This window comes from Glycomyces sp. MUSA5-2 (assembly GCF_037034145.1).
Taxonomy (GTDB): Bacteria; Actinomycetota; Actinomycetes; order Mycobacteriales; family Micromonosporaceae; genus Glycomyces; species Glycomyces artemisiae.
The window spans coordinates 234794-249415 of record NZ_JBAGKG010000003.1; the positions used below are offsets into that span (position 1 = coordinate 234794).

The 14622-nt window shown below is 71.7% G+C and carries 14 protein-coding genes; 12 read left to right on the forward strand and 2 right to left on the reverse strand.

Annotated elements, in window-relative coordinates; genetic code table 11:
* Positions 1-46: 46 nt before the first annotated feature.
* Both WA640_RS11295 and WA640_RS11300 read left to right on the forward strand, forming a co-directional pair.
* Positions 47-739 (forward strand): transketolase, encoded by a 693-nt coding sequence (locus WA640_RS11295; protein ID WP_442904732.1) that lies wholly within the window; start codon positions 47-49, stop codon positions 737-739.
* Positions 740-802: 63 nt separating this feature from the next.
* The gene (locus WA640_RS11300; protein WP_442904747.1) at positions 803-1684 is read left to right on the forward strand and encodes a transketolase family protein; all 882 of its coding nucleotides are present in this window, start codon (positions 803-805) and stop codon (positions 1682-1684) included.
* Position 1685: 1 nt separating this feature from the next.
* Here WA640_RS11300 and WA640_RS11305 read toward each other — a convergent pair whose 3' ends face one another.
* A complete protein-coding gene (locus WA640_RS11305; protein ID WP_335987746.1) occupies positions 1686-2339 on the reverse strand; it encodes a hypothetical protein in 654 nt (217 codons plus the stop codon).
* Positions 2340-2467: 128 nt separating this feature from the next.
* On the opposite strand from WA640_RS11305, the gene WA640_RS11310 reads away from it, so the two are divergent.
* From WA640_RS11310 to WA640_RS11340, 7 genes are all read left to right on the forward strand, one after another.
* Positions 2468-3073: a hypothetical protein gene (locus WA640_RS11310; RefSeq protein ID WP_335987747.1), complete on the forward strand. Its 606-nt coding sequence runs from the start codon at positions 2468-2470 to the stop codon at positions 3071-3073.
* A gap of 106 nt (positions 3074-3179) precedes the next feature.
* A complete protein-coding gene (locus WA640_RS11315) occupies positions 3180-3635 on the forward strand; it encodes a hypothetical protein (protein WP_335987748.1) in 456 nt (151 codons plus the stop codon).
* Between the two features lie 105 nt (positions 3636-3740).
* Positions 3741-4757, forward strand: a complete 1017-nt coding sequence (locus WA640_RS11320; RefSeq protein WP_335987749.1) for a LacI family DNA-binding transcriptional regulator — start codon at positions 3741-3743, stop codon at positions 4755-4757.
* Between the two features lie 148 nt (positions 4758-4905).
* Positions 4906-5826: a carbohydrate ABC transporter permease gene (locus WA640_RS11325; RefSeq protein WP_335987750.1), complete on the forward strand. Its 921-nt coding sequence runs from the start codon at positions 4906-4908 to the stop codon at positions 5824-5826.
* Positions 5819-6649 (forward strand): carbohydrate ABC transporter permease, encoded by an 831-nt coding sequence (locus WA640_RS11330; RefSeq protein ID WP_335987751.1) that lies wholly within the window; start codon positions 5819-5821, stop codon positions 6647-6649. The genes WA640_RS11325 and WA640_RS11330 overlap by 8 nt, the downstream gene beginning before the upstream one ends.
* Before the next feature lie 23 nt (positions 6650-6672).
* Positions 6673-7980 carry an ABC transporter substrate-binding protein gene (locus WA640_RS11335; protein WP_335987752.1) on the forward strand — a complete coding sequence of 436 codons (1308 nt, stop codon included), beginning with the start codon at positions 6673-6675 and terminating at the stop codon, positions 7978-7980.
* 121 nt (positions 7981-8101) lie between these two features.
* Positions 8102-10405 (forward strand): M28 family peptidase, encoded by a 2304-nt coding sequence (locus tag WA640_RS11340; RefSeq protein WP_335987753.1) that lies wholly within the window; start codon positions 8102-8104, stop codon positions 10403-10405.
* Here the strand turns inward: WA640_RS11340 and WA640_RS11345 are convergent.
* The gene (locus WA640_RS11345) at positions 10402-11175 is read right to left on the reverse strand and encodes a DeoR/GlpR family DNA-binding transcription regulator (RefSeq protein WP_335987754.1); all 774 of its coding nucleotides are present in this window, start codon (positions 11173-11175) and stop codon (positions 10402-10404) included. The genes WA640_RS11340 and WA640_RS11345 overlap by 4 nt on opposite strands.
* Before the next feature lie 136 nt (positions 11176-11311).
* Between WA640_RS11345 and WA640_RS11350 the strand changes: the two genes are divergently transcribed.
* From WA640_RS11350 to WA640_RS11360, 3 genes are read left to right on the forward strand one after another with little or no spacing between them, the layout of a single operon-like run.
* A complete protein-coding gene (locus WA640_RS11350; protein ID WP_335987755.1) occupies positions 11312-12718 on the forward strand; it encodes an Nramp family divalent metal transporter in 1407 nt (468 codons plus the stop codon).
* Positions 12719-12728: 10 nt separating this feature from the next.
* The gene (locus WA640_RS11355; protein WP_335987756.1) at positions 12729-13682 is read left to right on the forward strand and encodes an NAD(P)-dependent oxidoreductase; all 954 of its coding nucleotides are present in this window, start codon (positions 12729-12731) and stop codon (positions 13680-13682) included.
* Positions 13679-14620, forward strand: coding sequence for an aldo/keto reductase (locus WA640_RS11360; RefSeq protein ID WP_335987757.1), 942 nt, complete (start codon positions 13679-13681; stop codon positions 14618-14620). Before WA640_RS11355 ends, WA640_RS11360 begins: the two co-directional genes overlap by 4 nt.
* Positions 14621-14622: the final 2 nt, after the last annotated feature.

Consider the following 14622-nt stretch of genomic DNA (forward strand, 5'->3'; position numbering starts at 1 on the left):
CCCCGCTCACTAACCGCTTTACTTCAAGTCGACTTGAAGTTACATGATGTCCGCTATGACCGCCACCTACGAGGACGCCCTGGCGCTCGCGCGCCGCTCCGTCACCGATATCCGCTACCCGGTCGTCAAGACCTACACGCTCGACCCGATCTGGGTCCTGTACGACCGGGTCCTGCGCATCGACCCGCGGCGGCCCGACGACCCGGCCCGCGACCGGTTCCTGCTGTCGAAGGGCCACGGCCCCAGCGCCTACTACGCGGTGCTCGCCGCGAAGGGGTTCTTCCCGGAGGAGTGGCTCGACTCGATCGCCGACGTCGACTCGCGCCTGGGCTCGCACCCCGACGCGACGCTCGTGCCCGGCGCGGAGATCTCCGCCGGGTCCCTCGGGCACGGCCTGCCGCTCGGCGTGGGCCTCGCACTCGGCCTGCGCGCCAAGGGGTACGACTCGCAGGTGTACGTCCTGGTCGGCGACGCCGAACTCGACGAGGGCTCCAACCACGAGGCCATCGCGTACGCGGGCGCCACGGGCCTGCCGAACCTCCACGTGATCGCCGCCGACAACGGCTCGGCGTCCCACGGCTGGCCCGGCGGCATCGAATCGCGCTTCACCGTCAACGGCTGGACGGGGTCCACCGTCGACTCGGCCGACCACGACGCGCTCTACGCGTCCTTGACCGAGCCCCACCCCGACGGCCCGCGCGTCACCGTCGCCGTCAGCGCCACCACCCCCCACGCCTGAGCCACCTGGAGGACCGCCATGTTCCGTTCGCACCCGCTGGACTCCGACGTCCAGGACCGCACCATGCGCGAGGCGTTCGGCGCGCATGCCAGCGCGCTCGTCGCCCGCGACCCCCGCGTCGCCGTCGTCCTCGCCGACATCTCCACCGACCTGTTCACGGAGGCCGCGGCGGCCCACCCCGACCGCGTCGTCAACGTCGGCATCCGCGAGCAGCTCCTCGTGGGCGCCGCCGGGGGCCTCGCCCTCGCCGGGCTGCGCCCGATCGCGCACACCTACGCGCCGTTCCTCATCGAGCGCGCCTTCGAGCAGGTGAAGCTCGACTTCGAGCACCAGGGGACCAGCGGCGTCCTCGTCTCCGTGGGCGCCTCCTACGACTGGGCCGAAGGCAGCTACACCCACTTCAGCCCCCGCGACGTGGCCCTGTTCGACACGCTCCCCGGCTGGCGCGTCCTCGTCCCCGGCCACGCCGACGAGGTCCCGGCGCTCCTCGACCGCGCCGTCGACGGCCCTGAAGGCGCCTACCTGCGACTCTCACTGCGCCACAACGCCTCCGCGCACGCCGGGGCCGACGGCAACCTGCGCGTACTCCGCGAAGGCGCGCAGGCCACGGTGATCGCGGTCGGCCCGCTCCTCGACAACATGCTTTCGGCCGCCGAGGGCCTCGACGTCACGGTCGCCTACACGAACACGCCGCGCCCGCTCGACACCGAGGGCCTGCGCGACCTGGCCTCCCGCACCGGGAACACCGTCGTCCTCGTGGAGCCCTACCTCGAAGGGACTTCCGCCGCGGTCGCCTCCGCGGCCCTCGCGGACCGGCCGCACCGGCTGCTCTCCGTGGGCGTCGGCCGCGCCGAGCTGCGACGCTACGGCACGGCCGACGACCACGAGCGCCTCCACGGCCTCGACGCCGAGGGCATCGCGGCCCGCCTGAAGGCGTTCCTCTGAACTACTGCTGCGGCATGCCCGGCCAGCCGCCGCTCTGCTGCGGCTGCTGCTGGGTCTGCTGCGTCGGCTGCGGCGGGACCGGCTGCTGCGGCGGGGCCTGCTGGTAGGGCTGCTGCTGGGGGTACTGCGGGGCCGCCGGGCTCGGGGCCCAGCGCATCAGGAAGATGCTGACGGCGAGGAGGACGGCGGCGAGGATGAACAGCCAGATGCCGCCGCCCGCGTTCGCGGAGATGTCGGCGTCCTCCCATGCGTCGCTGCCGAAGACGCCGTTCAGCTCGATCACCGGGTGGAGCGCCGCGGCGGCCGTGAGCGCGGCGAGGCCGATGCCGCCGAGGCGCACCGCCCACTGGAGGCCGGGCTTGACGCCCGCCGCGGCCCAGCCGACGAGGACGACGAGGATGAGCGCGGGGGACAGGCCGGGCAGGCTCACGCCCGCCGTCTCCAGGCCGAACCCGCCGACGTCGTCGGCGTCGCTGCCGCCGAGGGAGATCTGCGGGATCAGCGACCCGACCGCGAGGAGGAGCAGGCCCGCGCCCGCGAGCGCGAGGCCCACCGGGGTGGGCTTGTCGGGACCGGTCGGGAGCAGGCCGCCCTGCGGGGTCGGCTGCGGGCCGGTCGGGTAGTACTGCGGTTGTGCTGCGGGGTTGTCGTTCAAGGGGGTTCAACACTCCAGACTGTGAATTCCGCTGCCGCACGAGGTTGTCGGCCGTCGCATCCTAAAGGATCGGCGCCATCGGGAACCGCGCCCGCCCGCGCGGCGTCATACCGGTTATGAACGGACATATGAAACGGATCGCCCCGCTCGCGGCCGTCTTCGCGCTGGCCGCGTGCGGACAGGGCGACACCACCGGCGGCGACGCGGGCGACGCCGACACCGCTTCGGACCCGCTCGTCTACCAGGGCGCCATCACCGTCCTCCAGCCGAAGGAGCGCGACAGCGCCGGGCTCTGCGCCTTCGTCGCCGAGTCCTACCCGCCCCAGTGCGAGGGCCTCCCGGTCGCCGGCTGGGAGTGGGACGCCGTCGAACACGAAGAGGCCGAAGGGGTCCGGTGGGGCACGTTCGTCGTCACCGGCACCTTCGACGGCAAGCAGTTCACGCTCACCGAGGACCCGCTCCTCCTCAGCGAGGTCGACCCCGCCGACTACCAGCCCGCTGAGCCCGAGATCGGCGAGCCCGCCGAGGACCTCACCGCCACCGAGCTCACGGCCATCGCCGACGACATGGGCGAGCGGTTCCCGGCCACCGTCTTCGGCGGCGTCGCCGACGAGGCCCACGGCGTCGCCCTGGTCGACGCGCTCCTGGTCACCCCGGAAATGTGGGCCTACGCGGAGGACAACTTCCCGGAGGGCGCGGTGGCCTTCACCGCGGTCCTCCAGCCGGTCGAATAGCGCAGCCTAGGGCAGTCGGACATACGACATGACGCCCTTTCGTGTATTGCCCATCGCGGCGTCCCGAGCCCCCATGGTGGGTCGGAGGACGACCGAAGGAGGGTCCATGCAACGGCACACCAAGGCGGCGCTCGCCGCGGGGTTCGCGGTCATCGCGACGGGAGCGCTGGCCGGGCCGGCCGCCGCGGCCGAAGGCGCGGGGGACGAGCCGGACGGGCGCGGGGTGGACGACGGCTTCACCGTGAGCACGTTGAACGACAACGGGTACGCGACGTTCGTCGACTACGGCCCGGGCAAGCCCGGGCACGGCGACAACGACGACTACATCGAGATCGACGACACCTGGGCCGACGGCTACGACGTCCGGGTCGAGGCCTGGCTCGACGGCGACTCGCAGGGCGTGCGCGTCTACGACGACGGCGCCTGGGGCGACGTCCTGGTCTGGGACCCGTTCCCGAACGTCAAGGCCGGCCAGGAGGTCGAACTCGAAGTCTGCCTGACCGACAGCAGCGGCATCCACTACCAGTGCGGCGAAGGCGGCGACGTCTCCGCCGACGGCTGATCCCGCAGCCCGGCGCCCCGCTCGACACCGGCGGGGCGCCGCGCTCTGAGTGAACGTTCATCCTTGTGTCAGTATTGCCTTCGATCGAGAAGGGATACTGAGGGGATGACGGAGCGTTCCACCGGCCGGAGGCGGCCGACCATCCGGGAGGTCGCGCGGCTCGCGGGGGTGTCGCACCAGACCGTGTCGCGGTATCTGCGCTCCCGGGAGGGGCTGAAGCCCGCGACGCTGGAGCGGATCGACGCGGCGGTACGGGAGCTCGACTACCGGCCGAACCTCCTCGCGAGGTCCATGCGCACCAAGCACACCGGGCGGATCGCCGTGCTCATGCCGAACCTGGTGCACAGCCACCCGGCGAAGCTCATCAGCGGCGCCGCGGTCGCCGCGCACGAGGCCGGGTTCACCGTCGAGGTCGTCGCCATCGAAGGCGGCGCCGAGGAGCGCTCGGCGCGGCTGCTCGAACTCGCGTACTCCGGGCAGGTCGAGGGCATCCTGGCACTGGCCCCGATCCTGCCGTCCGTGGAGGCCGACCTCCCCGCCGACGCGGCCGTCGTCGTCTCCGCCGACTTCGACGACCGGATGCGCGGCCTCGGCGAGCTGTCGGACGCCGCGCCCGTCTACGAGATCGTGGAAGGCCTTGCGGCCCTGGGCCACAAGCGGCTCTATCACGTCGCGGGGGACCCCGAGTTCGCCTCGGCGCGCGCCCGCCGCGCCGCCTACCTCGACGCCGTCGAGCGCTTCGGCCTCGAATCGGTTGGCGTCTTCGACGGCGACTACAGCGCCGAGTCCGGCGTGGAGGCCATGCGCGCCCTGCCCGCGGGCCGCCTGCCCACCGCGGTGGTCGCCGCCAGCGACGGGATCGCCGCGGGCGTCATCCGCGGCGCGAGGAACCGCGGCCTCGAAGTGCCGCGCGACCTCAGCGTGACCGGCTGGGACGACCTGGAAGTCGCCCGCTACCTGCCGCCCTCCCTCACCACGGTGCACATCGACCTCGCCGGGCTCGGCCGCCGCGCCATGATCCGCCTCGTGAAGGCCCTCTCCGGGATCGAGCTCGACCCGCCCGAACTCCCGCTCAACCAGGTCATCTGGCGCGAGTCCACGGCCGTCGCCCGCCCGCACTGAAACCGCATACCAGGATGCAAGCCGCGTATTGACTTTGCAGTGATCGTTCACTAGATTCGGCGCAACCGCTGTAGTGAACGATCACTAAACGTCGATCCGAAGGAGTGTCGATGCCGGTCCAACGACCCCCGTCCCCCGGGGCCGCGACATGACGGCCGCCGCCGAACTGCGCCACCTCAAAGGCGCCGCACCGAAATCCAAGCCGCAGAACAAGGCCGCGTTCTGGTTCCTGCTCCCGTGGTTCCTCGGCCTCTTCGCCGTCACCCTCGGGCCCATGGCCGCCTCGCTCTACCTCAGCTTCACGAAGTACAACCTCCTCCAGCCCCCCGAGTTCACCGGCCTCGCGAACTTCGAGCGGATGCTCACCGACGAGCGCCTCCACAGCTCCCTCGCCGTCACCTTCACGTACGTGCTCGTCTCGGTCCCGATCCAGCTCGCCCTGGCGCTCGGCCTCGCCGTCCTCCTCGACCGCGGCATCCGCGGCCTCGCGTTCTACCGCTCGGTCTTCTACCTGCCCTCGCTCCTCGGCGCGAGCGTCGCCATCGCCGTCCTGTGGCGCACCGTCTTCGGCACCGACGGCCTGTTCAACGAGGGCCTCGCCCTCTTCGGCATCGAAGGCCGCGGGTGGATCTCCGACCCCGAGACCGCCCTGTCCACGCTCATCACCCTGAACGTGTGGACCTTCGGCTCCCCCATGGTCATCTTCCTCGCCGGGCTCCGCCAGATCCCCGTCATGTACTACGAGGCCGCCGCCGTCGACGGCGCGAGCCCCTTGCGGCGCTTCACTTCCGTGACCCTGCCGCTGCTCACCCCGATCGTCTTCTTCAACCTGGTGCTCCAGATCATCCACGCGTTCCAGTCGTTCACGCAGGCGTTCATCGTCTCCGGCGGCACCGGCGGACCCACCGACTCCACACTGTTCTTCTCGCTGTACCTCTACCAGCGCGGCTTCGGCAACTTCGACATGGGCTACGCCTCCGCGCTCGCCTGGCTGCTGCTGGTCATCATCGCCGCGTTCACCGCGATCAACTTCTGGGCCTCCAAGTACTGGGTGCACTACGATGACTGACGCCCTCCGCAAGCTCGCCAAGCACCTCGTCCTCATCCTCTGCGCCGTGGTCATGCTCTACCCGGTGCTGTGGATGGTCGTCTCCTCCTTGCGCCCCAACGACGAGATCTTCCGCAGTCCAGGCCTCGTCCTCAGCGACCTGGAGACCGCGAACTACGAGGCCGGATGGAACGCCTTCGAGCACCCCTTCGGCTACTTCATGGTCAACTCCGGGATCGTGGTCCTCGGCGCCATCATCGGGAACCTCATCGCCTGCTCGATGGCCGCGTACGCGTTCGCGCGCCTCGAATTCACCGGCCGCCGCTGGTGGTTTGCGATCATGCTCGTGACGATCATGCTCCCGATCCACGTCATCATCGTCCCGCAGTACGTGCTGTTCTCCGAGTTCGGCTGGGTGAACACGTTCCTGCCGCTCATCGTCCCGAAGTTCCTCGCCACCGACGCGTTCTTCGTGTTCCTCATGGTCCAGTTCATCCGCGGCATCCCGCGCGAACTCGACGAGGCCGCCCGCATCGACGGCGCCGGGCACCCCCGCATCTACCTGCGGATCGTGCTGCCGCTCATGGTGCCCGCGCTCGCCACGACGGCGATCTTCACGTTCATCTGGACGTGGAACGACTTCTTCTCCCAGCTCATCTACCTCATCGACCCCGACATGCACACCGTGCCGCTCGCCTTGCGCGCCTTCGTGGACCAGCAGGCCGGCACCAACTGGGGCGCGACGTTCGCGATGAGCGTCGTCTCGCTCCTGCCGGTGTTCCTGGTGTTCCTGTTCGGCCAGCGCTACCTGCTGCGCGGCATCGCGACCACCGGAGGCAAGTGATGCGACGAGAAGGGAACGCCCAGATGCGACCGCGACTGACCCGCCGCACCCTCGGCAAGGCCGGACTCCTCGGCGCCGCCCCGGCGCCGCTGCTCGCCGGGTGCGGGATCGGCGGCGGCGGGGAGATGGTCCTCAGCGACGAGCCCGTGGAGCTGCGGATCGCCTGGTGGGGCTCGGATCTGCGGGCGCAGCAGACGAACGAGGCGATCGAGGCTTTCCAGAAGGAGTACCCGCGGATCACCGTCCGCGGCGAGTACAAGGAGTTCGGCGCGTACTGGGACGGCCTGGCGACGACCTTCGCCGCCAATGACGCCGCCGACGTCGTGCAGATGGACGAGCAGTACTTCAACTCCTACTCGGACCGGGGCGCGCTCTGGGACCTCAACGAGGCCGCGGAGTTCCTCGACCTGTCGAAGATCGACCCGGAGCTCCTGCCGACCGGGCAGGTCGACGGCGCGCAGTTCGCGCTGCCGATCGGCTCGGGCGTGCTCGCGTTCGCCGTGAACGCCGACCTGTTCGCGCAGTACGGGATGGAGCTCCCCGACGACACGGCGTGGACCTGGGACGACTACGCGGACATCGCGCTCGAACTCGCACAGCGCGGCGGCGGCGACATCACCGGCACCGCGATCACCGGCGGCGTCGACGTCGGCTCGCTCCGCTACTGGTCCCGCCAGCACGGCAACGAGCTGTTCGCCGAGAACGGGGACGTCTCGCTCGACCCGGGCCTGCTGGTGGAGCAGTGGGAGTACTACGCGGGGCTCATCGCCTCCGGCGCGGCCGACACCGCGCAGCAGATGGTCGAGGACACCGGCGCGGGCGTCGAGGGCGGGCGCCTCGCCACCGGCAAGACCGCGTTCGGGCTCATCCACAACACCCAGATCACGGCCCTGCGCAGCGGTTCCGGCGCCGACATGCGGCTGCTCCAGCTGCCGCAGAACGGCACGCCCGCGAACTTCATCAAGCCGGCGATGTACTGGTCGGTCTCGGCCGGCTCCGAGCACCCCGCCGAGGCCTCGCTGCTCGTGGACTTCCTCGTCAACAGCCGCGAGGCCGCCGACATCCTCGGCACCGAGCGCGGCGTCCCCGCGAACACCGAGATCCTCGAATACCTGGGGCCGCAGCTGGACGAGAGCGAGCGGATGGCCGTGGACTACCTGGAGGCCGTCGTCACCGGCGACCCGATCCGGGTGACCCCCAACGGCGGCAGCTCCGTCAACCCGCTCATCACCCGCTACGGCCAGGAGGTCTACTTCGGAGAGACGAAGCCGGAGGACGCCGCCGACGCGTTCATCGCCGAGCTCCAAGGCGAGATCGACGCGACCAGATGACCCGACCCGCGGCAGGAGACCGACTTCCCGCCGCGCCGGGCCCGCACGTCCGAGCCGGGGACGTGCGGGCCCGTCTACCGGGCGGTAGGGTGAGGGCGCCCATATGCTGAGAGGACCCCGTATGCGCGGCCCCGCCCTGCACCTGCCCCCGCGGCCCTGGGCCGCCCTCGCCGTCCTGACCGCCTTGACGCTCATCGGGATCGCCAACTGGGCGATCGACGAGACGCCGCCCGCGCCCGCCGCTGCGGACGCCCCCGCCGACGAGTTCAGCGCCGACCGCGCCTGGTCCACCGTCGAGGCGATGGCCGTCGAGCCCCACCCCATGGGCACCGCCGAGCACGACCGCGTGCGCGGCCTCCTCGCCGCCGACCTCGAAGCTCTCGGCTTCGACGTCGAGATCCAGACCGAACTCGCCCGGGACTCCGTCGACGGCGACGCGCTCGTGCGCTTCGGCGTCGTCGACAACATCGTCGCCACCCTCTCCGGCACCGACCCGACCGGCACGGTGCTCCTCACCTCCCACTACGACTCCGTGCCCTCCGGGCCCGGCGCGGCCGACGCCGCCTCCGGGGTCGCCGCGATCGTCGAGTCCGCCCGCGCCTTGAGTCTCGAAGGGCCCCACCGCAACGACGTGGTCGTCCTCATCACCGACGGCGAGGAGATGGGGCTGTTCGGCGCCGAGGCCTACGCCCGCACCCACCCCGCGGGCGAGACCCCCACGGTCGTCTTCAACCTCGAAGCGCGCGGCGTCTCCGGGCCCTCCCTCATGTTCGAGACCTCAGTGGACAACGCGGGGCTCATCGACGTGTTCGCGGCGAACGCCCCCAGCCCCCACGGCGACTCCTCCGCGATCGAGGCGTACCGCCAGCTCCCCAACGACACCGACTTCACCCGCTTCCACGAGGCGGGCTACATCGGACTCAACTCCGCGTTCATCGGCGGCGCCTCCTGGTACCACACCCCGCACGACGACACGGACCATCTCGACCCCGCCAGCCTCCAGCACCACGGCGAGAACCTCCTCGGCACCGCCCGCGCCCTCGCCGGAATGGACCTCGCCGATCTGGAGACCGGCCACGACGAGACCTTCTTCGGCTTCCTCGGCCTGTTCGTCCACTACAGCGACGCCTGGAACCTGCCGATCGCCCTCATCGGCCTCCTCGCGGCCGCCGCGGCGATCGTCCTCGCCCGCGTCCGGCGCGCGCTCAGCCTGCCCCGCTTCGCGATCGCGTTCCTCTCCTTCGTCCTGCCGATCGCCGTCTCGGGCGCCGCCGCGGTCGCGCTCTGGCCCGCCCTCCAGGCCCTGCGCCCCGGCTACGCCGACCAGTACGGCCTCCTGTTCAACCGCACCTGCTACTACCTGGCGATCCTCGTCTTCGCCGTCGCCGCCCTCACCGCCTGGTACGCGGCCGTGCGCCGCCGCCTCGGCGAGGCCGCGACCACGCTGGCGCCGCTCGCCTGGCTCGGCGTCCTCGGCACCGCCACTGCGGTCCTCATCCCCGGCCTGTCGTTCGTGTTCGCGATCCCCGCGCTGGCCGCGGTCGGCGTCCTTGCCGCCATGATCCTCCAGCCGCGCTCGCGCCGCGCCCGCCTCGTCGGCTACGGCCTCTTCGCGGTCCTCCTCGTCCCCGCCGCGGTCCAGCTGAGCTGGACCTCGAACCTTTTCGAAGCGTTCGGCATGGAGCTGGCCGCCGTTCCCGCGGTCCTCATCGTCCTGTTCGCCGCGCCCGCACTGCCGCTGCTCGCCATGTGCCGCATCCGCATCCGCTTCGTCCCGGCCGCCGCCGCGGTCACCGCGCTGGCGCTCGTCGGGGCCGGCCTCGCCGCGGACCGCTTCGGCCCCGAGCATCCGCGCCAGGCCTACCTGTCCTATGTGTTCGATTCCGACACCGGTGCGGCCGCGTGGGTCTCGACCGACCTCGACCGCTCCGAGTGGACCGCCCGGTACGTCACCGAAGACGGCCTCGACGGCTCGGGCCTGCCCGCGGCCTACACCGACACCGCCGCGGCCACGGGCTACGGCCCGGCCGAGCCGATCGACCTCGCACCCCCGACCGCCGTCTACGAGTCCCGCACCGCCGACGGAGCCGTGCTGCGCGTGGCCTCGCCGCGCGGCGCGGACACCATGTGGCTCACCGTCTCCGGCAGTGCCGACCGCGCTGATGTGACCCTCCCGGACGGCACCGCCGCGGAGGTCCCGATCGCCGCGCCCGCCGAACCCGGCGGCCCGGCCGTCGTCTGGTGCTACAACGTGCCCGCCGAGGGCTTCACGCTGACGCTCCACGGCGACCTCGGCGATGTCACCGTGTTCGACCAGACCCACGGCATCGAGGGGATCGACGGCTACACCGAGCGGCCCGAGGGCCTCATGCGCTCGCGCGACCGCCTCTCCGACACCGTCACGATCGCCGCCGCGGCGGTCTAGGGCGCGACGATCACCCGCACGCCTCGCTCCTCGAACGGGGCGAGCTGCTCCGCGGTCGCGGCGGCGTCGGTGACGAGCGTCCAGTCCGCGCCCAGGCGCGTCCACGCGTGGAACGGCGCCGCTCCGAGCTTCGTCGCGTCGGCGAGGACCACGACCTCCTCGCTGGAGCGGACCATGAGCTCCTTGAGGCGGGCCTGCTCGCGGTCGGCCTCGCAGATGCCGCGGACCGCGTCGACGCCGTCGGCGCCGAGGAACACCTTGTCGAACGTCATCCGCTCCAGCGCGGCCTCGGCGATCGGCCCGACCATCGAGTCGCTCATTTCGCGCAGCCGCCCGCCGAGGCACTCGACGACGACGCCCGGCGCCGACGCGAGCGCCTGCATGATGTGGAGCGCCGCGGTGACCACCGTGAGCGGGCTCCGGTCGTGGACGGCGTACGCGAGCTGGAGCACCGTGGAGCCGCCGTCGAGGAGCACGACCTCGCCGTCGCCGACGAGCGCGGCCGCCCGGTCGCTGATCGCGGACTTCTCCCTAGTGGACTCCTGGAGCCGCTCGCGCAGCGACGACTCCGGATGCGCCACAGCGGGGATCGCGCCGCCGTAGGTCCGCGCGAGCCGCCCGTCGGCGTGGAGCCGGGCGAGGTCGCGGCGGATCGTCGAGGGGGAGATGTCGAACTGCCCGGCGAGCTCCTCGACGGACGCGAGGCCCGTCCGGGAGGCGCGTTCGACGATCAGCTCGCGCCGCCGCGCGGCCGACAGAGGCTTGTCCATGCGTGCATCCTACCCACCTGACCGATCCCATATTGCGCGATGTGCGCACCCGACTTGCGCGATCTGCGCAATCTGACGTATGGTGTTGCGCACCGGGGGCACCCCCGGCCCCTCGCCCGCGTCAAAGGAGACTGCATTGGCATCCCGAACCGCCACCCCGGCCAAACCCTTCGACCCGTACGCCCTCGACCCCGAGACCGTCCTCGAACCCCCGCGCACCCTCCGCGGCCGCTTCCGCTACCTCGGGCCCGGCCTCATCCTCTCGGCCGCCGTCGTCGGCTCGGGCGAGCTCATCACGACCACCGCCCTCGGCTCCCAGGCCGGATTCGTCCTCTTCTGGCTCGTCATCGTCTCCACCGCCATCAAGGTGTGGGTCCAGGTCGAGCTCGCCACCTGGGCCATCCTCACCGGCAAGACCGCCCTCCAGGGCTACGCCGAGGTCGAGCCCCGCACCAGGCGCGGCTCCTGGGTCACCCTGCTGTGGATCGTCATGGACTTCGCGAAGATCCTGCAGCGCGGCGGCATCATCGGCGGCGCCGCCGCCTGCCTCTCGATCATGTTCCCCGTCCTCGGCGAGCCGCTCGGCTTCGCGTCGCTCGCGTTCTGGACCGGCATCACCCTCGTCGCGACCGTGGTCCTCCTGGTCACCGGCAAGTACTCGATGATCGAGCGGCTCTCCGTCGTCTCCGTCGTCCTGTTCACCCTCATCACCGTCGCGCTCGCGCTCGGCCTGCCGCTCACGCCGTTCTCGTACACCGCGGGCGACGTCCTCGACGGCCTCTCGTTCGCGCTCCCGGTCGCCGCGGTCGGCTTCGCCGTCGCGATGTTCGGCCTCACCGGCGTCGGCGCCGACGAGATGACCACCTACACGTACTGGGTCCTCGAAAAGGGCTACGGCCGCTGGACCGGGCCCGACGACGGCACCGAGGAGCGCGCGCAGCGCGCCGAGGGCTGGATCAAGGTCATGCGCCTCGACGCCCTCGTCTCCTGGACCACCTGCACGATCTGCACGCTCTCGTTCTACGTGATCGGCGCCGCGGTCCTCCACCCGCAGGACCTGGTCCCCGAGGGCAACGAGATGATCTCCACCCTCTCGCGCATGTACACCGACATCCTCGGGTCCTGGGCCCAGTGGCTGTTCCTCATCGGCGCGTTCTTCGTCCTGTGGTCCACGTTCGTCGCCTCCACCGCGTCCGTGCCGCGCCTGTGGACCAACACGCTCGGCATCCTCGGCTTCTTCGACTGGACGAACGTGCGCGTGCGCGAGCGCATCATCCGCGTCCTCACCGTCGGCTACCCCGTGATCTGGGCCGCGAGCTTCCTCATCGTCCAGTCCCCGGTCGTCATGGTCATGATCGGCGGCGTCGCCTCCGGCCTGTTCCTCATCGCCGTCGTGGTCGCCGTGTGGGTCCTGCGCCGCCAAGTGGACCGGCGCTACCGCCGCAGCCCCGTCTGGACCGTCATGCTGACCGTGTCGAGCATCGCCATCGCCCTGCTCGGGAGCTACACCGTCGCCACCATCTTCGGATTCACGATCGGCTGAGAGGGAACGCATGCGAGTACTGGTCACCACCCCGAGCTTCGGCGCCCAGTCGCCCGACCCGTGGACCGTCCTGACCGACGCCGGGATCGAGGCGGTCCGCCCCGCGGCCGCCCACCCGCTCGACGCCGCCGCGCTGGCCCGGGAGGCCGAGGGCTGCGACGCCCTCATCGCCGGACTCGACGACGTCAGCGGACCCGTGCTGGCCTCGCCGACGCTCAAGGTGATCGCCAAGCACGGGACCGGCACCGACAACATCGACGTCGAAGCCGCAGCGGCCCATGGCATCACGGTCGTCAACGCCCCCGGCGCCAACACCGGCGGCGTCGCGGACCTGACGCTCGCGCTCCTCCTCGCCGTCGCCAGGCGCCTCCCCGAGGCCGACGCGTCCTGCCGCGCCGGCGAATGGCGCCGCTTCCCCGGCCTGGAACTCGCAGGCAAGACCCTCGCGATCCTCGGCTACGGGCGCATCGGCCGCGCCGTCGCGGCCCGCGCCCTCGCCTTCGGGCTCACCGTCGTCGCCTACGACCCGTACGTGAGCGACTTCGGCCCCGACGTGCGCCCCGCGACGCTCGCCGACGCGCTCGCCGCCGCCGACATCGTCTCCCTCCACCTGCCCGGCGGCGGCGGACCGATCCTCGACCGCACTGCGCTCCTGTCACTGCGCGAGGGCGCGATCGTCGTCAACGCCGCCCGCGGCGACCTCGTCGACGAGACCGCCCTCGCCGAACTCCTCACCTCCGGACACCTCCGCGGCGCCGCCCTCGACGCCACCGCAAGAGAACCACTCCCCACCGACAGTCCGCTGCTCACCGCCCCCAACCTCCTCCTCACCCCGCACATCGGCGCCCAGACCGACCTCGCCAACCGCGCCATGGGCATGGCCGTCGCCGAAGACGTCGTCCGCGTCCTGGGCGGCGAGGCCCCCCGCAACCCCGTGCCGCCCCAGGAAGGGACCACCGCATGACGTACGGCACCGCCGTCCTCGGCTCGATGACGTTCGGCGACACCATGGACGAGGCCGCCGCGGCCGAGACCCTCGCGCTCGCCGCCGACGCGGGCGTGCGGATGGTCGACACCGCCAACGCCTACGCCGGAGGCGAGACCGAGCGCCTCCTCGGCCGCCTCCTCGCCGGCGACCGCTTCCTCATCGCCACCAAGGCCGGGATGCCCCACCCCGACGCGGGGGACCGGCCGCTGCTCTCGCCCGCCGCGCTCCGCGACTCGCTCCACGGCAGCCTGAAACGCCTCGGCCGCGACCGCGTCGACCTCTTCTACCTCCACCAGCCCGACCGCGACACCCCGATCGAAGCGACCCTCACCGCCATCGGCGAGCTCCTCGCCGAAGGGCTCATCGGCGCCTACGGCGTCTCCAACTACGCCGCCTGGCAGATCGCCAAGGTCCAGGCGACCGCCGACCGGCTCGGCATCGCCCAACCCGTTGTCGCCCAGCAGCTCTACAACCTCGTCGCCCGCGGCCTCGACACCGAGTACGCCGAGTTCGCGCAGACCACCGACCTGTCCACCATGGTCTACAACCCCCTCGGCGGCGGCCTCCTCACCGGCCGCCACCGCTTCGCCGAACGACCCGCCGACGGCCGTTTCGGGTCCTCCCGCCTCGCCGCCATGTACACCGACCGGTACTGGAACGAGCAGCTGTTCACCGCCATCGACGCCCTCGCCCGCATCGCCGCCGACACCGGCGTCCCCCTCGTGGAGCTGTCCCTGCGCTGGATCCTGAGCCGCCCCGTCGCCGACTCGGTCCTCATCGGCGGCTCCGCGCCGCACCAGATCGCCGCCAACCTCGCCGCCCTCGCGAAAGGCCCACTGCCCGCCGACGCCGTCGCCGCCTGCGACGAGGTCGGCCGCGCCCTGCGCGGCCCCATGCCCGCCTACAACCGCTGAGG

What these genes read in the sequence shown, in the direction of transcription:
- WA640_RS11300 (WP_442904747.1), top strand. Translation starts at nt 803, where the DNA reads ATGCGCGAGGCGTTCGGCGCGCATGCCAGCGCGCTCGTCGCCCGCGAC.
- WA640_RS11295 (WP_442904732.1), top strand. Translation starts at nt 47, where the DNA reads ATGTCCGCTATGACCGCCACCTACGAGGACGCCCTGGCGCTCGCGCGC.
- WA640_RS11315 (WP_335987748.1), top strand. Translation starts at nt 3,180, where the DNA reads ATGCAACGGCACACCAAGGCGGCGCTCGCCGCGGGGTTCGCGGTCATC.
- WA640_RS11340 (WP_335987753.1), top strand. Translation starts at nt 8,102, where the DNA reads ATGCGCGGCCCCGCCCTGCACCTGCCCCCGCGGCCCTGGGCCGCCCTC.
- WA640_RS11325 (WP_335987750.1), top strand. Translation starts at nt 4,906, where the DNA reads ATGACGGCCGCCGCCGAACTGCGCCACCTCAAAGGCGCCGCACCGAAA.
- WA640_RS11355 (WP_335987756.1), top strand. Translation starts at nt 12,729, where the DNA reads ATGCGAGTACTGGTCACCACCCCGAGCTTCGGCGCCCAGTCGCCCGAC.
- WA640_RS11330 (WP_335987751.1), top strand. Translation starts at nt 5,819, where the DNA reads ATGACTGACGCCCTCCGCAAGCTCGCCAAGCACCTCGTCCTCATCCTC.
- WA640_RS11320 (WP_335987749.1), top strand. Translation starts at nt 3,741, where the DNA reads ATGACGGAGCGTTCCACCGGCCGGAGGCGGCCGACCATCCGGGAGGTC.
- WA640_RS11360 (WP_335987757.1), top strand. Translation starts at nt 13,679, where the DNA reads ATGACGTACGGCACCGCCGTCCTCGGCTCGATGACGTTCGGCGACACC.
- WA640_RS11345 (WP_335987754.1), bottom strand. Translation starts at nt 11,175, where the DNA reads ATGGACAAGCCTCTGTCGGCCGCGCGGCGGCGCGAGCTGATCGTCGAA.
- WA640_RS11335 (WP_335987752.1), top strand. Translation starts at nt 6,673, where the DNA reads ATGCGACCGCGACTGACCCGCCGCACCCTCGGCAAGGCCGGACTCCTC.
- WA640_RS11310 (WP_335987747.1), top strand. Translation starts at nt 2,468, where the DNA reads ATGAAACGGATCGCCCCGCTCGCGGCCGTCTTCGCGCTGGCCGCGTGC.